Genomic DNA, 22,074 nt, shown 5'->3' on the forward strand with positions numbered 1-22,074 from the left:
AGATGCCAGGGCGTGACGCGTTCACGGGAGAAGCGGCCGGTGCGGGCCGCTTCGGCCACGCCAATGCCGCTACGCCACAGCCCGCTTCACAGCCCGCTTCAGATGCCGCTTCACATGCCCGCCTCACATGCCGCCTCACATGCCGCTTCACATGCCCGCCTCACATGCCCGCCTCACATACCCTTCTCACACGTTCTTTTTCACCTTCCCTTTACGAGCTCGAACCCTTCCCCCTTGAACACGCGCCCCGGGCTGCCGCGTTCGACCTCGTGATGGAATTGCCGGCGCTGCGCGCGCTGGGCCGCCCGCAGATCCTGCTCACGGTTGGCCAGCCGATGCGCAATCAGCAGCACGGCGATGCGCTTGTTGGCATGCTGGCTGCGCTCTGTCTGGACCTTCACCGAAATGCCGGTCGCGACATGGGTCGCGCGCACCGCCGATTCGGTTTTGTTGACGTGCTGGCCGCCCGGGCCTGACGCCCGCGTCGCTTCAAACCGGATGTCACCTGACACGTTCGTGGCGGGCGCCTCGCAACGCGAAGCGCCGATGAACCAGTTCTTGCGCAAATGCCCAGGCCGGTAGGGGCTTGGGCAGATCCACTGGATCGACCCTTCCCAGGCGGCCGCGAGCGCGTCAGCGCCGTCGCCGTCCAGGCTTAACAACACGGAACGCAACGTGCCTGGCCGGCTTCCGGCTTCGCTTTCCAGAACATCGGCGCACACGCTGCGCGCCCGCGCTTCGCGCAACAGAAAGCCCAAGGCCTTGGCCACCGCCAGGCAGCACTCGTCAGGACCGTGCGCGGCGGATAACTGTAATAGCTCCATCAGCAGCAGCCTCCGCGCGTCTTGTAGGTCAACACCGGACGCAGCTTTGCCAGCACCTTCACCAAGCCCGCCTCGGCAAGACTGGCGACGATGCTGTCCACTGGCTTGTACGCCTCGGGCGCTTCTTCGTAGATCAGCGCCTTGTCTTGGCAGACAACATGATTGCCCAGCTTGGTCCTGGTCAGTTGCGCCGGCGTGTAGCGCTTGACCAACCGGTCTTTGCACTCGCTGCGCATCCACTTGCGCCCTGCTCCATGCGCCAACGAAAACAAACTGGCCTCGCTGGGTTCAGGCTGCACCAGATAGCTGAAATCCCCACGCGAACCCGGGATGACGACCATGCCCGCATCCGCCGGCGTGGCGCCCTTGCGGTGCAGCCAGCCCTGCTCACCCTGGACCCGCGCGGGCGTAACCAGATTGTGATCCACATCCAGCAGCGCTTCGCCGGTTGCGCCCAAGCGGCTCAGGATGCGGCGCGCAATCAATTGCCGGTTGGCGCGCGCAAACTGTAACGCGCCGTCGTGCTGCGCCAGATAGTCCTGGCAGTCGGCGCTATCGTCCGCCAGACCGTGATGGCCATGACGCTGAACGTGTTCCTCAAGAATGGCCCGGCCCAGTCCGCGTGAACCGCTGTGCACCAGCAGCACCAGCTGCTTGGCGTTAAACGGCGTCGCGGCGAGCGCGTGCGGGTCATAAATTTCGTCGATGCGTTGCAGCTCGGCAAAATGATTGCCGCCGCCGATCGTGCCCAAGGCCTGGCCAAAGCCCACGCCCGCCGGTGCCAGCTGCGACACCAGCGTCTGCCACGATGCGTCCAGCGGACCATCGATATTGCCCAGCCGCTTCTCAAGCTTGTCGACCGCCACCTTGCCAGCGGCAAGGTTGGTGGACCACAGCGCCATGCCGCAGCCGATATCCCCGCCAATCAACGCGGGATACAGGCGCCCCACAGAGAAAAACGAGGCGCCTACCGGATACCCCCGGCCGGGATGCAAATCAGGCAAGCCCGCCACGCGGCGCATGCCGGCAAGCTTGGAAGTGGTGTGTAGTTGTTGGATCGCGTTGCCTTCGATCCACGTGTCGTCCGAGGCGATGAGTGTCACGCTCTCGGACAATTGTTGAATGCAATTGCCCATGGAAATTCCAGATCAGGTCAAGAAAGGGCTTGCTTGCATCGCAGGCGTCCACGCGCCGCCATGCCCGGTGTACAGGCGTGGCGCGGCGGGCAGACGCGCACGCAACGTGCATCCATGCAGGATGCGTGTGCGCGGGCGATGCTTGCGGAAAGACCCTGTGTGACAGGTCCGGGCCGAGATACTGCGAATGCGTTCTGTAGGGTTTACAGAAGGAAGAATTCGGTCTGACTAGGCGCGGCCTGCAAGGCGGGAAGTTTGTTTTTGCATGATGATTTCCTCCTGTGCAGTACGGTTGTTATTTGGGCGGGCCGAAGCGGATACCGTTGGGGTTTGCGTGGGACGCAATGATCGGCTGCGGCTGCGAATGGGTTTGATCCAGGGCAATGATTTTTTGCTGCGCATGGCGCATATTGCCGAGTGCGAGCACTTTATCATCGGTTCTTGTGAGCGGTATCGATGGGAATTAAAAAATCCATCAACAAACAACAGGGTGTCGGAAATTCGCGACACCCGCACATCCCCGATGAGGTCTTCGCTGGCTGGCTTGCCGTGCGTCTTGTCCTGCGTCTTGTCATACGTCTTGTCCTGCTTCTTGCCGTGCGTCTTGCCGCGCGTCTTGCCATGCGCCTTGTCCTGCATCTCGCCGTGCGCCTTGCTTGGCAGGGATTGACGTTTGCCCCGCCGCGGCTCGTTCATCATGGGTTCAGAGTTGGGGGCATATGCTTCACCCCCGTGAACCACCTGATCGCGGTGCATGCACAGAGATCAGGTGACTCACAGGGCGCATTCGCGCAGTATTCTGAGAACCGGCCCGGCATCGATGCCAACCATCGGCCGCGGGCGATAAAGAAAGGAAAAGCCATGTCCATCAAGAATTCCGACAAGCAGTATGCAGGCCTGGTCATTGCCATGCACTGGCTCATGCTCGTGGTTCTGGCGTTGGTCTACGCCTGTATGGAATTGCGCGGGCTGGCCACGAAAGGCAGCGATTTGTACAACAACATCAAAGCGCTGCATTTCTCGCTTGGGCTATGCGTGATCGGACTTGTCGTCCTGCGGCTCGCAATCCGAATGGCCGCAGGCAATGCGCCCGCTGTCCGTCCCCCTATGCCGCGATGGCAAGACATTCTTGCGCGGCTGATGCACTACGCACTGTATGCATTCATGATCGCCACCCCGATTTTGGGCTGGCTGACGCTCAGCGCAGCCGGCAAGCCGATTCCGCTGTTTGGCCTGAACGTGCCCGCCTTGGTGGGCGCCGACAAAGCCCTGGCGGACCAGGTGAAGGAACTGCACGAAACGTTGGCGACGGTCGGCTACTTCCTGGTGGGCTTGCATGCCGCCGCAGCGCTGCTGCATCACTATATTCTTCGCGACAACACGCTGGTTCGCATGCTGCCCGGACGGCGCTGACACGTCGCAAGGGGTAGTACGGATACCAGCATCACCAATGGTCTTGCTGCCGAACGGGGCCAATAGAACAATCCCTCTCGACTATTTACTTGAGAGGATTGTTCAAATGCGAATCTCGTTCTTGCACACGATGGCAAGCAGCGTAGCGGTCTTCGGACACGAAGCTGAGCAAGCCGGCTGCCCCCCAGAACGTATGCGCCATACCGTGCGCGAAGATCTTCGGCAGGCCATGGCGCACCCGCCAGGCGCAGGCGGCGATGCACACACCCTGATCCACCAGACGCTGCAGGGCTTGGCGGCCGAGGCCGATGCAATCATCGTGACGTGTGCGACGCTGGGCCCCGCGATCGACACCCTGGAATCATCCACGGTTCCCATCATCCGGGCCGACACGGCCCTGGCGGAAGCGGCTTCGCGCGCAGGAAACAACATCGCCGTACTCTGTGCGGTCGAATCCACCGTGGCGCCGAATCAGGCGCTCTTCGGGCGCTACGCGGCCACGACCGGTGCTCGCGTGACCGTCAAACTGATCCACGGCGCCTGGGCGCTCTATCAGGAAGGCAATTATGCTGAGTGCATGGCGGCATGCGCTCAAGCCGCACGTGACGCGCATGCTCAGGGCTTTGATGTCGTGGCCTATGCGCACCCCTGGATGGCAGGCGCCAGTGCATTGGTGGGAGAGGAATGCCGGCCGATACACGGCGCACAGGCGGCGCTGCGCGCGGTCGGCATCCACTCGTCGTTCTGAAGCGGATGCTCAACCCGCCCCGCCTCCCCTTGCGACGGCCACGCGGCAGGCGGGTTCAATTCGTCAGAATGAGTTTGCCGAAGCTCTGGTTGGTTTCCATACGGCGATGCGCGTCTGCGGCTTGCGCCATCGGGAACGTGCTGTCGATGACCGGCGTAAGACGCCCAGCGCCCAAGTCGTCCAGCCAGCGGTCGCGAAAGCGAGCCACCATGGCGTGCTTCACCGATTGCGGACGCGACTTCATCACCGTCCCCATGATCTGCAGATGACGGTATAGAACGGTCTGCAGATCAATCTCCGCGCCTGCTCCGCCTGCCAGCAGCCCGACCTGGACCAAGCGTCCGCCAAAATTCATCGATCGGATATTGCGGGCGAAATTCGGCGCGCCAACGAAATCCACAATCACATCCACACCGGCGCCCGCGGTCTCACGCGTGACCACATCATGAAAGTCCTCTGACCGGTAGTCGATCACCACGTCCGCGCCCAATGCGCGTAGCCGGGCAGCCTTCTCTGCGGTCGTCGATGCCAATACCTTGGCGCCCACCGCGTGCGCCAGTTGCACAGCGGCTGACCCCACACCGCCCGCCGCAGCGTGAATCAGAACGGCTTCGCCGGGCTGAAGCCGCCCAAGATGCATCAGCGCCTCGTGCGCGGTCACAAAGACTTCTGGCACGGCGGCGGCGTGCACGTAGTCCAACCCCGCGGGAATCGGCATCGCCATGCGATAGTCGACGCGGGCATAGTCGGCGTACGCGCCGCCGCCGGTGATGGCCATCACGCGGTCACCGGCCTGATAGCCCTGCACCTCGGCGCCTGCCGCGACCACCTCGCCTGCGGCTTCCAGGCCCATCAGATGGGAATCACCAAAGTCCGGGCGGCCGTAATGGCCCGTGCGCAGCAGCAGATCCGCACGGTTCACGCCAGCCGCGTGAACCTTCACCAACAGATCATGCGGCCGCAGCACGGGATCGGGCGCATCCACGCAATGCAGCACATCAGCGGAACCGAAACTATCAAAATCAATGGCTTTCATGGCCATCTCCATCAGGTTGTAGAGCGCCCCGGCGACCATCGCCAAGGCGGTATGAATAGCGGCTAGTGTCCGAACACGATACGCGCCGCATCCGCGACACTGCCGGGCAAACCCACAATATCGAACACAGTGATCGCCAACGCCGAGCACCAGCCCAGCACCAGCAAGCTCCACGGCGTGGGCCAGTTGCCCATCAGGCGGCGTGCGGTCACGAAATGCAGCAAGGGAAACATCGCGAACGGCAATTGCAGCGCCAATACGACTTGGCTCAGAATCAGCAGGTCGTTGACACTGCTGTCTCCGCGCAAACCGATAATGATGACCGCAGGCACGATGGCCAGCGAACGTGTAATGAGCCGGCGCTTCCACGGGGTTAGCCGCCAGTGCGTGAAACCTTCCATCACGACCTGGCCAGCCAGGGTGCCCGTGATCGTGCTCGACTGCCCCGACGCCAGCAGCGCCACCGCAAAGATCAGGCTCGCCACCGCTGTGCCCAGCGCGGGCGTGAACGTCAGGTACGCAAGCTGGAGCCAGTCGGTGTCATCCCCCAGAACGAAGCGTCGGCCGTTCACGAGAATGTCGCTGCGGCCATGAAAGACCTTGGCCGCCAAGAGCAGGATCGCGGCGTTGACCAGGCACGCCATCGTCAGCGATGCCACCGTCGACACGGCGTTCAACCGCAACGCCACTTTGGCCGATGCCTTACCGCCGGCAGGGTCCGCTTCAGAACGCTGCACCAACGCCGAGTGCAAATACAGGTTGTGGGGCATCACCGTGGCGCCGATGATCGCGACCGCGATGCTCGCCATGCCCGCGCTGGCCAGCGAAGGGTGCACGAGCGCCGCGCCCATCTCATGCAAATTCAGGCTGGTGCCGGGAAGCACGAAGAGTTCGATAAAGAACGCACCTGCGATGGTGAGCACCAACACAACGACCACGCGTTCAATGGCGCGCATTCCGCTTTTCTGCAGAATGAGCAAGAGGAGCACGTCGGCGGCGGTGAACATCACCGCCATCAGGATCGGCGTGCCGAACAAGAGATTGATGGCGACGGCGGAGCCGAGCACCTCGGCCAGGTCACACGCGCCAATCGCGATCTCGCAGAATATCCACAGCGGCATGCAGCACCATTTGGGATACCAGTCGCGACACGCCTGGGCCAGGTTCTTGCCGGTGACGATACCCAGACGCGCTGCCAGCAACTGCAGCACAATTGCCATCGCGCCGGCCAACGCCACCACCCACAGCAGCGCGTACCGGTACTGCGCGCCCGCCTGCAGGTCGGTCCCCCAGTTGCCCGGGTCCATATAGCCCACGCTCACCAGCAGCGCCGGGCCAAGAAACCTGCGTGATCGCTTGAGCGTGGCCACACCGCGCCCCACAAGATCCCGGCCACGCACGCCGGCCATGGCGGCCGCGCTGCCGCCTGGCGCCACATTCAGCTGTTCCTGTCCGGGCACAGCAGTCTCCTGTTCATGCAGACAGCATCGGGCGGGCGCGGCGGCGCTACGCCCGCCACGCGTCCTGCCCCATCAGGTTGCTCAAGCCGCGCTCGCCGCCAACGCGCGACGTTCGATGCTGGCGGCAAACAGCGGCGTCTCGCGGCTGTTATGGTCGCCGCCGTCTCGCTGACGCGCGTCGGCGGCGTCCTGGAACGGCGTGCCATGCAGTTCGATGAAGTTCAGAAATTCCTGCGTCGGGTGCGCCACCACGCTATTGGTGTATTCGCAGGTGTTGTCGTCAATTTTCTTCACGCTCAGCGTCCAGATCACTTGCACCCGCGTGCGGCCATTGGGGGTGAACGCGTCCGAGGTAGAGACCATCTTGCACAGCGTAGGCGTTGCCACTTCGGCGACGTAATGTTGAACCATCAGGGTCTTGCCAATCATCTCGACATTGATCGACATACGCTTGCCATCATCGGTAGTCGTGGCGCCTGCCGAGATATGGTCAGGCGCGCAGCAGCGCTGATACTCGGCCTCGGGCAGGTTGAACAGCCAGTCGGCGATGTCGACCTTTTCGATCGGAGCGTTGATGACTGCGCTGTAAGCGGAAGAAGACAGCTGCTTTTCAGTGATGATGATGTCGGACATGATCAGATTTCCTGGTAGGCGATTAGGCCGCTGCTCAAGTGGCGGCTGATGAACTCATCAACACGCTCGCACCTGCTGCTGACGTCGTTGAATGAGGCCTCACTATCGGCCTGAATCAAGCCTTCAACCAGTTATCTCTTGGTATGCGGAACCGACCGGAAAGGTCATACCAAAGCGTAGTTTTCAGTCGCGAGTGGCTATGCCTCGTGCGTCTGCTGCGCGGCGGCAGCGGCGGCTTCGGCCAAAGGCGTCACACGCGGCACGACGGCTTCCAGGCTGCGCAAGTTCACCGCAAGCACAGACGCGCCCTTGCGCCGCGCCGCCAGCGTGGCGGGCAAAGCGACTGGCATACCGTAGTCATTGGACAGGCGCACGGCAAGTTCGATGAGCTTGCCGGCCTGGGCCGGTGGCTTGCCCTCGACATCGAACATCTGCGGCAGCAGCGCCGCCAACGTCTGAAGCACTCGGCAGCCGGCGAGCGCGCTGATGGACGCGGCGTCGGCCAGGGTTTGCGCCAAACGTCCGGCCAACGCGAAGCCCTGCGCCAGATGCGCCGCGATCTGTGCGGCGAACGGCGCGGGATCGAGCAAGCCGGAATCGGCCAGCCGCGCAATCGCCTCTGCCGCCTGGGCGCGATGCTCGGACATCTTCGCCGAAGCGGCCAGCGCCAAGGCCGAGTACACGGGCGCACCCGGTACCAGCCGGGACGCGCCCAACGCCGTCAGCAATGGCCCCAGGCCGCGCACATTGATCACCTGCACCGCCGCGCACAACATCGGATGAAAATGCGCGGCCAGCGTGTCGGGGTTGGACCGCAGCAGCCAGGCCGCCCATTGCACGACCTGGTCGTAGCCATCCTGCTCCCGCGCCTCTTGGGCGCGGAAGGTGAATTCGGCGGACACAGCGGTGACATCCAGGGCCGGCGAGGCAGAGGCGTCGGCCTCTCTGGCGGCGCCCGTCGCGATCCAGAACGGCTTGGGTCCCTCTCCCAACACGTCAAGGTCGCGCGAGAACGTGCCCTCGCCCGGCGCGGCAAGCACTCGCTCCCACACGAAACGCTGCCCCGAGACTGCCGCCGGCGGACTGAACGGCTTGCCCTGCGCCCGGCTCGACCGCAGGTCGTGAAAGGCGCCGGCCAGCAAGGCCAGCGGCGAATGGGTCGGCACGTATTGGTAGCCCCAGCGGGAAGTCCCCGTCTCCGTGATTTCCCAGTTGCCAGTCTCCACGTCGTATTCGCTACTGGTGAACGCGTGGTCCTGCAGTGCCACGCCAACGGGGTCCGGCTTGCCCGCGCTGACTGCCACGAAGCGGGCATAGCCCTTGAAACTGACGTCATCCCTGCCCAGCAGCGCGGCGGCCAGAAGGCGTCGCGGCGAGGCATGGCGTTCATCCCACACCGACTCGATGATCTCGGCGCCGCGGCGTTGCAGCGCCTCGGGCATTGGCATTTGCGGACGGCCAGCCAAATAGTCGAAGAGGCGCGGCAACGCAGCGCCGTGCCCGGCGCCCTCGAACTGCGCCCCGATCAACGCGTGCAATTCCTCGTCGTCGCCAATGGCGGGCGCTTGATCGGCAAGATCTGGTAGCGGCGCGCGGCGCGGCGCCGGCATCGTGATCACCCGGGTTCCGGCGTCATCCTTCAAGCGCGCGTCGCCGTTCGCATCGGCCGGCTGCGTCTCGCGGGACGGAACCACCAGCTTGCGCGCCAGCGCGGCGAGGTCCAACGGCATGCCTTCCAGCGCCTCGCCGACAATCTCCGAGATGCGATCCCGCTGCTCGGCATCGGTCTTTAGCGCGGCAAGCAGCCCGAGCTGGGCCTTGACCAGTTTTTTCTCCGAACGGGTCAGCACGGCGGACCCGGCCTCGATCATGGCGTCTGCGTCCAACTGCCCCGCAGCACGCTTGAGCATGTCCTGGGCCAGGCCGACCGCCGTGCTGGGCGCCGTGCCGAGCACCGCGAAATACGTGTGCGGGCTGGCCGCGACTTCTTGCGCGGACGGATCGGCCAAACGGTGCATGCGCAGGTACCAGGCGATGGTCTTCGCCGAGAAATCTCGCAGCAGGGCCGCAAGCGACTCCGTGAGCAGGCGTTGCCGGAACGCCGGGCTGTCCTGGCAAAGCGCCAGAACAGCGGCGTCCCATGCGGGTCCGGTACGCTCGATGAGGAGGTAATCGGCACCCATGCCCTCGACGCGGAACAAGGCCCAGAACTCGCGCTCGATCCAATCGGGGTGCGCCTGCAGATGCGCGGCCATGAGCTTGCCATGGTCCTCGTCCAGTTGCCCGTCCCCGCCGATGGCGGTGACCTGTTGCACGAAACTCCGGAGATAGGCCACGGACAGGGGCGCGTCGCCGTCCAGCTGCACCAGCGCGTGGCATACCGGCCATACCAGATGCTCGCCCCACCAGTACTGCTCGGCCAACAGCTCGATGAATGCGGCGCGCCACGGTGCGTCCCGACCGCTGCCCGCGGCGATGACGGCTGGCGCCATCGCGCCATGGAGTGCGCCATATTCACGCTTGCGCTGCAAATCCGCCGGCGCCAGTGTGTCCGCCACGAGCTTGGGCTTGCCCAGCGCGGCCAACACGAAGCACGCCCTGGGCGTCGGCCCCTCCGCGCTGAACAGGCGCGATGGCGGCAAGGCCTTGGCCAGCGCGGCGCGGTCTTCCTCGCTCGCGCCTGCCAGCGCGCGGGCAAAGGCGGCGATGTCTGTCGCGCTGCCGCTAGCGGCCTCGCGTAGCGCCGCGCGGCGTTCGGTCAGGCTCATCAGGGTCATGCGTCGGCTCCAGGCGCGTTGAGAGGATCGAGAAACATGCGCACGGCAAGCGTGTGCTTGCAAGGCCCGCGCGTGCCTTGATATTTGGCGTTCCAGGGGCAGGTACAGCGGTCTTGCGCCGGCTCGGCACCCAGCGCCACCCGGTAGTGCTGCTGCCCCGACTGCACCGTGTACTGCCCCTCGCCCTCGGGCCGCACTCCGCCGCCCGCCAACAGCTTGCGCGCATCGGCCAGCCGCGGATGCAACGTATCGAGCAGCCCCGCCTTCACCGGCAGCGGACGATGGAAATACGCGCCCGCCGCCAGATCGAAACCCACCTGGCCGGACGACGCCAGCACGCCCAGCGCGGACGCGATCTGCGCTTCCGGCAACATGGCCCGCGCGGCCAGATGGGCAATATCGATGCGGGGTTCGAAGGCCAGGAGCGTTGAGAGGAATGCCGCGTCCTCGTTGGCATCCCCGCCCGCGATCAGATGCAGCACCGAACCCTCCCCCGAGAAGCCGCGCGCCTTCTCCGGGCTCAGCCCCAGCGTGACCCGTGCCCCGGGCAGCTCCAGCACCCAGGCGCTGGCCTGCGGCTGCCCTCCCGCCGCCACATCCGCCCCGTAGGCGCGCAACGCCGTGGCGTAGCGCAGCAGCGGCTCCAGCGCGCGCAGCCGCTCCGGTCCTGCAACGCAAACCGCGCCGGGCGTCGCCTGCGTCGCCAGCCGCAGGGAACGGGCGGCCTGGGTCGCCCACATCACCGTCTTGGTCGCCGACGAACGCGGCAGTGCCTGCACGAACTGGCGCAACGCCACGCCCGTCAACTCGTGACGCGGCATCATGCCCGCAGACAGCATCTGCGTCTCGGCAAACCCCTTGAGCCAGCGCGTGGGCAAAGGGACTTTCTCTTCGACGATCTCGCCCTCTGCCGTCGCAACCCGCAACGCATCACCGCCCACTTTCAGGTGCAAGGGCTCCGACGCGCGCAACCCCGCCAGCGCCTGGCGCAGCGGTGGATTCACGTCCACGTTGGTGACGCCCGCCGCCAAGTGCGTGACGTCCAGCGCCGCCGCGTCCACATCCAGGCGCGCATACACGCCGCAGCACACGCTAAAGGACTCGAAGCGCAAGCCCTCGGGCGTGGACGTCACGACCGGGTCCGCCGCCCGCAGCACCGCGGCCAGCGTATTCGGCGGCACATAGAAACGCGTGCGCGCCACCCGCGCCAGCATCAGCAGCGCTTGCGCCACCACGGCGGGCTGCGCCACAAAACCGGAAAAGAAGAAGGGATGCGCCACCGCGCCCGACGGCGCAAGACCGCCGCTGGTAGCCAGCCTCAGGTCGGCCTGGCCCTGCCGCTGGGCGAATTCGGAGGGGGCAAGATAGGCATAGGCCAGCTCCGTCATGCTGCGTAGCTTCTAGCTATAGGCTGGGCGCCGCGCTGACCCTGTGCCGTCGCGTTAAGGGGCCGCCGAGCGCGATCTGGCTGAGGCGAACGCCTGCTGCCGGGCGTCTGTGTCGATGAGACTTTTCGCTGCGTATTCATTGGGTGACATGATAACGGGCGTCCCCATTTTCCCGGGTTGGGATTGTGCAGCCTGCCTATGTTGCACAGACGCCGCACCAAAATCGCATTGATAGTCTTTCTCATTCTTATTGGGTAGACTTGCGGGCATCTTGTCCACGCCCGACCCGCTCACCCTCCCCGCGATCGAAACCCTGTACCGCCGCCATCACGGCTGGCTGCGAGGGTGGCTGTGCGGCAAAGTCGGTGACGCCAGCGATGCGGCCGACCTGGCACAGGACACCTTCGTGCGCCTGATGACCGGCCGCCAGGGCACGGTGCTGCGCGAGGAGCCGCGCGCCCTCATCACCCATATCGCCAAGGGGCTGCTGGTGGACCACTGGCGGCGCCGCGCCGTGCGGGAGGCCTACCTGGAAGCAGTAGCCCACCTGCCGGAGCCGCAGGCGCCGTCGCCCGAGACCAGCCTCATCATCATCCAGACCCTGATCGAGATCGACGCCATGCTGAGCCGGCTCCCTACCGTCACGCGCGATATCTTCCTGCTGGCTCAGCTCGAGGGCCTGACGCTAGCCGAGATCGTTGCGCGCACCGGCAAGCCGCTTATCACCGTGCGCCGCCATCTGCACAAGGCGCTGACGGCCTGCATGGCGGTCGCGGCATGAGCGCCGCCGATGGCGCGATGGACCGCGCCCTGCTGGACGCGGCGGCCGACTGGGTCATCCGCCTGCGCTACGACACCCCCGATGCGGATACTCGCGAAGCTTTCGCGCGCTGGCTGGCCCAGAGCGACGCCCATGCCCAGGCCTGGGCGCGCGCCGAACGGGTGCTGGGCCATTTCGATCGCGTTCCCGCCAGCATCGGGCGCGACGTCCTGCGTTCGCGCGGACGCCGCTCGGTCGTGCGCGCCCTGATCACGGGCGGGCTGCTCTTACCGGCCGGCTGGATAACCTGGCGCCAAGCACCGGTCTGGATGGCCGACCTGCGCACGGCCACGGGCGAACAGCGCGATTGGATCTTGGACGACGGCACGCGCGTTGTGCTCAATACCGGCAGCGCCGTGGACGTGCGCTTCACCGCCACCGAGCGCCGGCTCGTCCTCTTGGCCGGTGAACTGCTGCTGACCACCGGCAAGGACGCGGCCCGGCCACTGCTCGTTCAGACGCCGCACGGCGAAGTCCAGGCCCTGGGCACGCGCTTCAGCGTGCGCCTGAACGAGCGCACCTGCAAGGCAGCCGTGTTCGAGCATGCCGTCGAAATCCGCCCGCGTCACGGCCAGCCGCTGCGGCTGGACGCCGGCCAATCCGCCCGCTTTACCGAGGCGGGCATCGACATGCCCCTGCCCGCCAACGCCGACGACACTGCGTGGGAGCAAGGCATGCTGGTGGTGCGCGACGAGCGTCTGGCCGACGTGGTGGCCGAGCTCGGCCGCTACCGTCCCGGGGTGCTGCGTTGCGACGCCGAGGTCGCCGGCCTGCGCTTGTCGGGCGCATTGTCGGTCAGCGACACAGACGCGGCCCTGCGCGTGCTGGCCGCCCGCCTGCCAGTCAAGGTGCTGCGCCGCAGCGCCTATTGGGTGACGGTCGCCTCCCGGTGAAAAAAAGTTTGTCGGGCATGAGCACTTTTTCCTTCTCGTGCGGCTAGGGAAATGACACCGCTTCGGCGGGCGAATTTCCCCAGATGACAGAAAGGACGAAAGAGTGACTGCACGCAATCACGCCGGGTTGGGCCCGCGCAAGCTTTGGATGTTGTCGGCGCTGTGCGGCGCCCTGGTGGCCGGCGCCGTGGTCCTGCCGGGCACCGCACAGGCCCGCCCGGTAGCAATCGCCGCCGGCCCCTTGAGCGCGGTGCTCGCCAGTTACTCGGCCGCCGCCGGTGTGCAATTGGTCTTCGACCAGGCCCAGCTTGCCGGCCGCCAAAGCCCCGGCCTGACCGGCAACTACGGTGTGCAGGAAGGCTTCGATCGTCTTCTGGCCGGCAGTGGTTTTCGGGTGGTGTCCGATGGCGCCGGGGGCTATGCCCTGCACCGCGAGTCCCACATTAGCGAACTCGCTCCCGTGACCGTCACCGGCATGGCGGAACGCGCCACCAGCGAAGGAACCGGCTCCTACACCTCCGAAGCCGTCACGATCGGCAAGGGTCTGCAGCGTCTGAAAGACATCCCGCAATCGGTGTCCGTAATCACGCGGCAGCAGCTTGACGACCAGAACCTCAACAGCCTGGGCGACGCCATGCGCAATGTCACCGGCGTGACTGTCGAGACGCTCAGCTCCGGCGGCGGCATGTCCGGCTTCATCTCGCGCGGCTACTCGTTGGACAAGCTCCAGGTCGACGGCCTGTCCACCCCGGCCGGCGCTGGCAACCTCTCGCCGGGCTTCGACCTGGCCATCTACGACCGCATCGAAGTCCTGCGCGGCCCCGCTGGCATCTACCAGGGCACCGGCGAACCCGGCGGCTCGATCAACCTGGTGCGCAAGCGGCCCTTGCAAGATTTCGCCTTCAGCGCCCAAGCCAGCGTTGGGTCCTGGGACTACTACCGCGCCGTCGCCGACCTGAGCACCCCCTTAGACAGCGAAGGCAAGGTGCGCGGCCGCTTCATCGCCGCCTATGAAGACCGCGGTTCCTTCGTCGACCGCGTCGAGTCGCAGCGCCCGACCCTCTACGGCATCGTCGAGGCCGACCTGACGTCCCGCACCACGGTGGCGGCAGGCATCACCCACCAGCGCTTGCGCGCCACCCCCGCCTTCGGCCTGCCGGCCTACGCCGACGGCGGCCTGCTTGACGTGCGGCGTTCCACCAATCTGAGCGCCGACTGGAACCGCATCGAAGAAGAAACCACCGAACTCTTCGCCGACCTCGAGCATCGCCTGGATGGCGGCGGCCGCGTGAAGGCCGGCGTCTTTCATCGCGACACCGACACCCCCGTGCGCGACTTCACCTGGCCCAACCGCGCCGTCGACCCCGCCACGGGCAACACCAACCTGATCGCCTGGTCCTACCGCAACCACTGGAAAACGACCGGCGCCGACCTCAACCTGAACCAGCCCTTCCAGGCCTTCGGGCGCGAACACTCGCTGCTCGTCGGCGCCGACTACAGCTACACCCACAAGGAGTTCACCTATGGGGGTGGCGCGATCTTCCCGACCAACATCTATCAGCCCATCACCAACATGCCCAAGCCGGACATGGAGCAGGTCAACGGCAGCGACGGGCGCGTCAGCGAATTCGGCCTTTACACGCGCGCCAATCTGCAACTGGCCGACCCGCTCAAGCTTGTCGTCGGCGCGCGCCTGGCCTGGTGGAAAAACGACGCCCGCAGCGACAACGTGTACTTCGGCGACTTCAGCCAGAATGTCGACCGCATCGACGCCCGCACCTCGCCCTACGCCGGCCTCATCCTCGATCTGACCCCCCAATGGTCGGCCTACGTCAGCTATACCGACATCTTCCAGCCCCAGACGGCCACCAACGCCCAAGGCTCCACCCTCCAGCCGCGCACCGGCCGCCAAGTCGAAACTGGTCTTAAAGGCGAATTGCTCGACGGCCGCCTGAACACCCACGCCGCCCTGTTCCAGATCGTCGACCGCAACCGCGCCATGACCGATCCGGACAACCCGCTCTTCTCCATCGCCGCGGGCAAAGTGCGCAGCCAGGGCTTCGAAACCGAAGTCAGCGGCTCCCCGCTGCCCGGCTGGGAAATCATCGCCGGCTACGCCTACACCAACACCAAGTACCTTGAGGCCCCCGCAGCCACCAAGGGCATGGCATACAGTCAGATCACCCCGCGCCATGCCATCAACCTCTGGACCCGCTACCACTTCAGCCAACCCGAGTTGCAAGGCTTCTCGGTCGGCGCGGGCGTGCGCTACAACAGCGGCTTCTACCAGCAAACCGGCAACGTCCGCTGGGACCAGGGCAGCTACACCACCCTCTCAGCCCAGGTCGGCTACCGCTACAACAAGCATTTCGACGGCACCCTCACCGTCGACAACGTCTTCGACCGCGTCTACTACGAAAAGCTCGGCGGCGGCTCGCGCCAGAACTACTATGGCCAGCCGCGCAGCGTCATGCTGACGATGCGGTACCAGTATTGAAGAGAAAACAAGCTTGATCAGTCACTCCGGATTTCGTGCGGGGGCGGCATGGAGTCCGGGGGGAAGCGTTTCTGGTGTCGAACTGCGCGAAAAATGAAACCCGGATGGCAGCGAATTCAACGGGTTAGAAGCCTTCAATCTCTGGCACTGGGATCGGGTGAGCACCTAAGTTGAGATTTTGCGGTGAAAGCGTCACTTAGCTTGGGAGTTTGCGATATCGGCAAGCCGCCCTGCGGCTTCGATCTCGGCTTGGTGAGATCACTGCAGCGCCATCGAACCGGCGATCGGACGCATGGCGGCTCACTTTTACTTCGGCCCCCACAGGATGCTTTTAAATAGCAAAATTCGCCCCCCCCGGAGGGCTTCGCGTATTACTTGCCTGCGGCGCCCAGCGCCTCTGCCCAGTTCTTTTTCATGGCAGCGATGCGGTCCACGTAGGCGGACTTCAGGCAGGCGGCGTCGGGGCAACGGTCGCGCACAGTGGTGCGCCATTGCGTCTGCTCTTTCGCTACAGGATCGCGCCATTCACCGCTTTCACCGTCACGGCCAGCGGTTTCGGCCTGAATCTTGTCGTAAAGCTCCTTCACCTGATCGTCCAGCTTGGACAACGATGGTTCGGCGCAGATGAGATGTTCGACATGGGTTTTCGCGGCCTTGCAGTCGAAGCTGGCGGCATAGGCGGCGTCGCTCTGCAGGAAAGGAGCGCTGGCGAGGACCGCGCAAATTACAGCATGCAGGATCGCGTGTTTGCCTTGAGCGCTTTGCCGGCACCGGCCTTCCATGATGCCGGTCGGTATTGCCGCGAGAACGGGGTTGCGCACGTCCTTCACTCCTGAATAGTCTGCGGCCACGGATAGGGTGGACCAAGTAGACGATTTTCCCGTTTGTCGAAAAGTTGTGCAACTTTTGGCTCTCGTATGCCTTGAACCCGTGGCAGGTGTTCAAGCGCTACATCGATGACGGCCGGTTTAAAGCGATATCACCCTAGGCGTGACACACGAAATTGGACCTCCATGTCGAAGTTCATTGAAGGTGGAAACTCGACATGTTGTAAATCATGGACTTAGCGAAATTTGGTTCATTCACTTTGGCCGCAGTGGTTCATTGAACATCGCATTCTTCCCCAAAAAGTTCATTGAACTTGGGTGATGATTGGGACCATCACATCTCGAGGCCCCCATGCCAGTGCGCCTGCCCTACCCTACAACGGCTGTGAGCTAGACGCGGTTGACGAACGTCTGCCAGCGGCCAAGAGCGGTCGTTCATGCACCAGATGAACGGCGACCGTCCATGGGTCAAGCGAAGCATGCCGATCAGTCGCGCTAGCGCTCATCCACACGGGTTTGAGTATCCGCTGGTGGATCAGTAAACGAACTACTTCCCAACGTCTTCGCCCCTTCGGCTTCACGTATTCATGCCAAGCGGAGCTCGATACGAGGTGGCACGCCACTTGCTACGTCCCTCCATGCGCTGGGAGTGCGAAAATGGCTATCAAACGGTTCTATGCGTTAGTCAAACAAACGGTGACGAACTGGCTGGACGACTACGCACCCAGCATGGGTGCCGCCATCGCGTTCTACACGGTTTTCTCGCTGGCGCCACTACTTATTATCGTGATCGGAATCGCAGGGTTCTTTTGGGGCCGCGAAGCCGCGCAGGGACAGTTGTTAGCCCAAGCCAGCGCCTTGGTCGGCGCTGAGGGCGGGAAGGCGGTAGAAAGTGTCGTATTGGGTGCGCAAGAGCCCGCGCAGGGCATTGCTGCCACCGTTATCAGCCTCGTGATGTTGGCAGTCGGGGCGACGACAGCCTTTTCGGAACTACAGAGCGCGCTGGACCGCATCTGGAAGGTCAACCCCAAGAAGCTGTCCGGCATTTGGGCCCTGATCCGCGCGCGTCTTCTTTCCTTTGGCCTGATTTTGACATTGGCGTTTTTATTGGTCGTCTCGCTTGTCGTCAGCACAGTGCTGGCAGCACTGGGCAGTTGGCTGGGCGGCGACATCCCCGGCTGGGGGATGCTGCTCCAAGCGGTTAACGCAGCAATTACGCTGGGCATCCTCACCCTGTTTTTTGGGATGATCTACCGGTTTATGCCTCAAGTCTCAGTCGCTTGGCGAGACGTTTGGGCAGGGGCGTTTGTGACCGCCGTTATGTTCGAAATCGGGAAGTTTCTGATCGGCCTGTACATGGCTAAGGCGTCCGTCGCCTCCTCGTACGCTGCGGCGGGATCCCTGGTGATCGTGCTGATCTGGGTTTATTACGCGGCCCAGGTATTTCTGTTGGGTGCCGAATTTACCCGCGCTTATGCCGAAGCGCATGGATCCCGCCGAGACCGTAGCCCTGCTTCGCCTACCAGAAGCGATGCGCGAACCTAGCTCACCGGTTGCCTTGCAAACGGACAAGAGCCGCAAGGGTCAGGCGGAGCCTGTCCAACGTTTGTCTATTAGTGCTGGTCCAAGGGCCGAGCGCAGCGAGTCAAATGGTCGCTCAGCGGCCGTCCACATATCCACGGGTTCGAGTTACACGTCTTCTCCACAGTTCTCAGCGAGGCCGGGATCATCATGACGCGACTTCGCTTCCGGCCAAGATCGGACCTTTCGGAATTTATTCTGATGCCCGGCCGGAACTGAAAGCGATGGATCAATTCGATCATCGCCTTAACTCTCGGACCTGTCGACATTCGCGCAGAAGTGGGGCGCAACGACGTAAGCGGCGTATCTCGAAAGCTGTTCTCCGCCAGAGCCTGCACCCGGAACCTTAAAAACTACCAAGTGAAGGCGTGCCGCGCACGTTTCAACAAAAGAGAACACGGGCGAAGAGTTATCGGTTGCGACACCTCTCTTTGCCCCAACTGCAAGATGGTTGAGTATCTGAAGTCTGATCGATTATCGGACCTGTCGTGCATCGACGCGGCAATCCGCAACCCTGGGGGGCCGCCCTAGTGCAATTGTTCTTGGTGGGTCACATCACCTTGACGATTTGTGGTGGACTCCAAGTTCCTTTCCCCGGAGGCAGGATGGAAGGCGAGTCTGTCCTAGGCCAGTAGAGGCGCATTACCAAGTACATGAGATCGTTCGGTGCTGGCAGCCAGTTGTTCTCCTTGTCCGCGCCGGGAGACGCTTTCTGAAGGTAGAGCGTCAGCGAACCATCCGCTTCTTTCGTCATGCTGGAGAGCATGGGCGAGTTAATGAGATAACGATCAATCGAGTTTTCAATTAGCAATTGCGTCTTGCCGTCGTACATGGTCACCGACCAGAAAGCATTGACTGGCGGCAGTTGTCCGTCGCGAAAGGTAATGGTGTAGTTGTGTTTACTACCGTCAAGCGGTTCGCCATTGGGCAAGGTCGTGGTCAGGGGGTACGTGGCTTCCTCGGCATCGTTGGCATATATGCCCGCCTGCGCCACAGCCGCTCGCTTCAGCCAGTCTCCGTGGTAGAAGGCCCTGTCGCCGCCAGCCCCCACGATGTTCCAGCCGTTGACTTTCGTGCCCAGATCCTTGATAGCATTTTCGACCTTGGCGTGCCCATCCTGTATGCCCTGAGCGACGGCGCTCTTTTGTTCAGCGGACAGCTCCTCGAAGCTGAACTTCTTGTCCGCGCCAATGCCCAGAAGAGCAAGCTTCGCACGGATCGCCACTTCGTCCGGTGCGGCCGGGCTGAATTGCAAGGCGAAACCCAGGTACGTGAAAAAGTCTGTCTTTGCCAGATCGTTGTTGATCCTTGGAAAGGCGATCGCAGGCGCGGCAGGAGGTGCCGGCTGCTTAAGATATGCAGAAAGCGGCTGTGCTTTGTAGCCCGATTGAATAGCTTCGACGTTGGGCATGTCGGCCGGGTTGAACAGTTGGGTCCGGAAGACCGCGAAAGGGAGCTGCGTTGCGGAACGAAAGACCTTCCTTACACTTGGTGGAATGTCGCCGTTCCAGTTGGGGCCAGCGATCATGTAGTCGCCAGCCTCATCCCCAGTGGAACGGCTTCCGATGTAGCCGAAATTGTAGGTGTTGCCGTCAATAAGTTGCACCGAGTAGTACCGAGGCATTTTCACCGCAGGCACTGATAACACAATCGGCTCGCTGCGCAAGTCCATGAACATCATGGAATAGGGCGTGTCGCTGTTCGGCGAGATGATGGCGGTGTCCTTGTAATTGGCGACATGGTGCAGGCTGCGAATCTGGTTAAACGGTGCCTTGTACTGGCTTGAGTTCCTGTCGACGGCGTACTCGTACATGATCGCGTAGTTCATCACAATAGGCAGACCGTAGATGTACCCTTCTTCCGCTATTGCCCGCGTTTCGGAGGGGCTGATTTCCGCGCAGGCATAGGAGGATGTGAAGGACGCAATCACCAGCATCGCGTGACAAAGTGCTTTCGGTAGTTTGATGTCCATGAAGCTCTATTCCCTTTATTAAGTTTAATTGGGTGGATCGGCTCACCACTGACTAACGACAGGATGAGTCGAGGCCAATCACGACTTCATAACTGATAGTGCACCCGGCTTCATGTGAACCTCCCCGCGAGGTGATGCCACGGAACAGCCACCGGGCCCAGAATTCCCCTCTAAGTTGGAGGCGCACGCCCGCTATGCGTAGGGGAACGACCTATTTGCACGGCTCGTCGGAATCCCTATAAGTGCTTCGTGACTTCATGCGGCTAATCACATGGCACGGACCGAGTCTGAAAAGCATCTTTTTAAAAGCGGATGGTCAAGCCAGCCATTGGGCCGAGAAGCACAGCATCGAACTTAAAGCCGCCGGCACTGTAATCCACGCCCAACGCACGGTAGCCGACAGTCGCTGAGAAGCTCTTGCTGATGTTGTATCCAATGCCGATTCCAACATCCCAATCCGCATTCGCGCCGCCCGCGCCTACTAGCCCCCATCCTGTCGCATATAGCTTTGGAGTGAAAACGTAGCCTCCCCGCACTCCTACCACAGCATCGACCCATGTCGCGCCATCGCTGCGTTTCCTGCCGTTCAGGCGTGCCCCCTTGAGCGTGATGTCGGTGTCTACCGACCAAACACGCAGACCCGCCACAACATCAAGGCTGTGGGGCGACTGATCAAAGACCGAATACCCCGCGCCCAGCAGCCCCGTGAACGTCTTGCTGTGGACGTCCGCACTAGTCGCTACAACCTCCCGCGGCGTGTCGCCCTGTGCCCCGACCTTTGCATAAATAAGATCGCCGAAAAGGCTGTACCGGCCTTTACGTGCTTCGCCGGTAAGCATGGCCGCGAAATCTAGGTTATCGAAGATCTGATCAAAGCTCGTGTCTACATCGATGTCCGGCAAACCTCGGTGAGACACTTTTCCAGACAGCGCCGGTGCCCACACATAGGGCGTGACTGAAAACTCCCATTCGCTTGTATGCCGGAGGTCTAACGCAGGCGTAGCATCCCGTTCGGCGCCAAAACCAGAGTCGGCGTAGAGGAGCCCGCCAATCAGACATCCTATGATGAGCTTTATCATCGTCCCGCCTCGGCCCGCAAGAGCCAGTGAATAATTCACGGCAGCACCCCGAGGGGCTCTATCGAAACGACATCACTCCGGGAATTGCATATTCAAGCACGCAATGCGTTTACGCGATGCTCCAACAGACCGATTTCGGCAGATATGACTTTCAGTGATTCCCTTTGCTTCATGGCGGCTCCCTCTTACCGGCTAAGGCACTTTATTCCTAGCAGGGCTTCGAAGGGAGTGAGGGGTTACCCCTTGTTGCTGCCGCGCGAACTGGCAAACGGAGAGGAAACCCCCTTGCAGTAGCCCGATGTGTTATTGGATGTGGGCTAAAGATGTATTGACCGAAAGGCTGGGTGGTGTCCCAATCGAGGCGCTGAACTTGCCAAGCCACTTCATCGGAGTCGCGCCATGCAAACGGTCTACACGAAGCGTCCTACAGTGTTGATTGCGGTAAGCCCAGATGGCACCACCTTTGTAATCGAGCGTCGATGCCGCTCGCTACCCTGCGATGATGGCGAGCAGGGGTTCTTCTATTGCTGCTTGCAGGATGGAAGCGCCGTGGCTTGGTTAGGTGAAAACCAATTCCAACTAGCCGACGGTACGACTTTACTCGCGGTCGCATGCCGCCTACCAACTGCCGGCGTTTAGCGATCTCCAACAGGCCTGCGCGGCGACAGTCTGGCCATTCGGCCGCCCCGCGCAATACAAAAAGGCCGCAATTGCCGTTTTTGGTCCAGCCGAACGGCGGATTTACAGAACGGGGCGCCGCACGCGAAACTCATAGGCACATCCTAGTAAAACAAAACAGGAAATGCGAAATGCCGGCAAACCCAGGTAAAAGCTCCATTGCAGTAGTGGCTATCGCGGACGATGGTCGGCGCTTCCGAATAGAGCGACGGGCACGCACGCTCCCCGGTGACAAGGGCGAAAATGCTTTCTTCTATTGTTGCCTCCCAAATGGCCAGACGGTGGGCTGGTTGGGATACGGCCAATATCAAC

The 22,074-nt window shown here is 62.9% G+C and carries 17 protein-coding genes; 6 read left to right on the forward strand and 11 right to left on the reverse strand.

Features of this window, described 5'->3' with window-relative positions; all coding sequences use genetic code 11:
- Positions 1 to 200 precede the first annotated feature (200 nt).
- The 3 genes from prfH to HV765_RS15460 all read right to left on the reverse strand — a co-directional run bounded on the left by prfH (position 201) and on the right by HV765_RS15460 (position 2,716).
- Entirely contained in the window at positions 201 to 824 is a 624-nt protein-coding gene (gene prfH / locus HV765_RS15450; protein ID WP_175170238.1) for a peptide chain release factor H, read from the reverse strand.
- A complete protein-coding gene (locus tag HV765_RS15455; RefSeq protein WP_175170239.1) occupies positions 824 to 1,960 on the reverse strand; it encodes an RNA ligase RtcB family protein in 1,137 nt (378 codons plus the stop codon). The genes prfH and HV765_RS15455 overlap by 1 nt, the downstream gene beginning before the upstream one ends.
- A 228-nt stretch (positions 1,961 to 2,188) precedes the next feature.
- Positions 2,189 to 2,716: a hypothetical protein gene (locus tag HV765_RS15460; RefSeq protein ID WP_175170240.1), complete on the reverse strand. Its 528-nt coding sequence runs from the start codon at positions 2,714 to 2,716 to the stop codon at positions 2,189 to 2,191.
- 105 nt (positions 2,717 to 2,821) lie between these two features.
- On the opposite strand from HV765_RS15460, the gene HV765_RS15465 reads away from it, so the two are divergent.
- A complete protein-coding gene (locus HV765_RS15465; protein WP_175170241.1) occupies positions 2,822 to 3,373 on the forward strand; it encodes a cytochrome b in 552 nt (183 codons plus the stop codon).
- A gap of 106 nt (positions 3,374 to 3,479) precedes the next feature.
- Positions 3,480 to 4,121 carry an arylsulfatase gene (locus tag HV765_RS15470; RefSeq protein ID WP_175170242.1) on the forward strand — a complete coding sequence of 214 codons (642 nt, stop codon included), beginning with the start codon at positions 3,480 to 3,482 and terminating at the stop codon, positions 4,119 to 4,121.
- Positions 4,122 to 4,176: 55 nt separating this feature from the next.
- On the opposite strand, the gene HV765_RS15475 is transcribed toward HV765_RS15470, so the two are convergent.
- The 5 genes from HV765_RS15475 to HV765_RS15495 form a co-directional block, all read right to left on the reverse strand.
- Positions 4,177 to 5,157, reverse strand: a complete 981-nt coding sequence (locus HV765_RS15475) for an NAD(P)H-quinone oxidoreductase (protein ID WP_175170243.1) — start codon at positions 5,155 to 5,157, stop codon at positions 4,177 to 4,179.
- Positions 5,158 to 5,219: 62 nt separating this feature from the next.
- Positions 5,220 to 6,617 carry an Nramp family divalent metal transporter gene (locus HV765_RS15480; protein WP_175170244.1) on the reverse strand — a complete coding sequence of 466 codons (1,398 nt, stop codon included), beginning with the start codon at positions 6,615 to 6,617 and terminating at the stop codon, positions 5,220 to 5,222.
- Positions 6,618 to 6,698: 81 nt separating this feature from the next.
- On the reverse strand, positions 6,699 to 7,250 hold the full coding sequence (locus HV765_RS15485; protein ID WP_054423075.1) for a hypothetical protein: 552 nt from the start codon (positions 7,248 to 7,250) through the stop codon (positions 6,699 to 6,701).
- Between the two features lie 197 nt (positions 7,251 to 7,447).
- Positions 7,448 to 10,027: a DUF6493 family protein gene (locus HV765_RS15490; RefSeq protein ID WP_175170245.1), complete on the reverse strand. Its 2,580-nt coding sequence runs from the start codon at positions 10,025 to 10,027 to the stop codon at positions 7,448 to 7,450.
- Entirely contained in the window at positions 10,024 to 11,415 is a 1,392-nt protein-coding gene (locus HV765_RS15495) for an SWIM zinc finger family protein (RefSeq protein ID WP_175170246.1), read from the reverse strand. The genes HV765_RS15490 and HV765_RS15495 overlap by 4 nt, the downstream gene beginning before the upstream one ends.
- A gap of 271 nt (positions 11,416 to 11,686) precedes the next feature.
- On the opposite strand from HV765_RS15495, the gene HV765_RS15500 reads away from it, so the two are divergent.
- The 3 genes from HV765_RS15500 (at position 11,687) to HV765_RS15510 (ending at position 15,625) form a co-directional block, all read left to right on the forward strand.
- Positions 11,687 to 12,196: a sigma-70 family RNA polymerase sigma factor gene (locus HV765_RS15500; RefSeq protein WP_175170247.1), complete on the forward strand. Its 510-nt coding sequence runs from the start codon at positions 11,687 to 11,689 to the stop codon at positions 12,194 to 12,196.
- Positions 12,193 to 13,128 (forward strand): FecR domain-containing protein, encoded by a 936-nt coding sequence (locus tag HV765_RS15505; protein WP_175170248.1) that lies wholly within the window; start codon positions 12,193 to 12,195, stop codon positions 13,126 to 13,128. The genes HV765_RS15500 and HV765_RS15505 overlap by 4 nt, the downstream gene beginning before the upstream one ends.
- Before the next feature lie 103 nt (positions 13,129 to 13,231).
- On the forward strand, positions 13,232 to 15,625 hold the full coding sequence (locus HV765_RS15510; RefSeq protein WP_254600593.1) for a TonB-dependent siderophore receptor: 2,394 nt from the start codon (positions 13,232 to 13,234) through the stop codon (positions 15,623 to 15,625).
- Between the two features lie 371 nt (positions 15,626 to 15,996).
- On the opposite strand, the gene HV765_RS15515 is transcribed toward HV765_RS15510, so the two are convergent.
- The gene (locus tag HV765_RS15515) at positions 15,997 to 16,446 is read right to left on the reverse strand and encodes a lysozyme inhibitor LprI family protein (RefSeq protein WP_254600594.1); all 450 of its coding nucleotides are present in this window, start codon (positions 16,444 to 16,446) and stop codon (positions 15,997 to 15,999) included.
- Positions 16,447 to 17,109: 663 nt separating this feature from the next.
- Here HV765_RS15515 and HV765_RS15520 point away from each other — a divergent pair.
- The gene (locus HV765_RS15520) at positions 17,110 to 17,997 is read left to right on the forward strand and encodes a YihY/virulence factor BrkB family protein (RefSeq protein ID WP_175170249.1); all 888 of its coding nucleotides are present in this window, start codon (positions 17,110 to 17,112) and stop codon (positions 17,995 to 17,997) included.
- A gap of 586 nt (positions 17,998 to 18,583) precedes the next feature.
- Here the strand turns inward: HV765_RS15520 and HV765_RS15525 are convergent.
- Together HV765_RS15525 and HV765_RS15530 are read right to left on the reverse strand one after the other, a co-directional pair.
- On the reverse strand, positions 18,584 to 20,005 hold the full coding sequence (locus HV765_RS15525) for a DUF1254 domain-containing protein (RefSeq protein WP_054427217.1): 1,422 nt from the start codon (positions 20,003 to 20,005) through the stop codon (positions 18,584 to 18,586).
- Positions 20,006 to 20,307: 302 nt separating this feature from the next.
- Positions 20,308 to 21,084 (reverse strand): hypothetical protein, encoded by a 777-nt coding sequence (locus tag HV765_RS15530; RefSeq protein ID WP_175170250.1) that lies wholly within the window; start codon positions 21,082 to 21,084, stop codon positions 20,308 to 20,310.
- Between the last annotated feature and the right edge of the window lie 990 nt (positions 21,085 to 22,074).

It is taken from the genome of Achromobacter kerstersii (assembly GCF_902859595.1).
GTDB classification, from domain to species: domain Bacteria; phylum Pseudomonadota; class Gammaproteobacteria; order Burkholderiales; family Burkholderiaceae_B; genus Achromobacter; species Achromobacter kerstersii.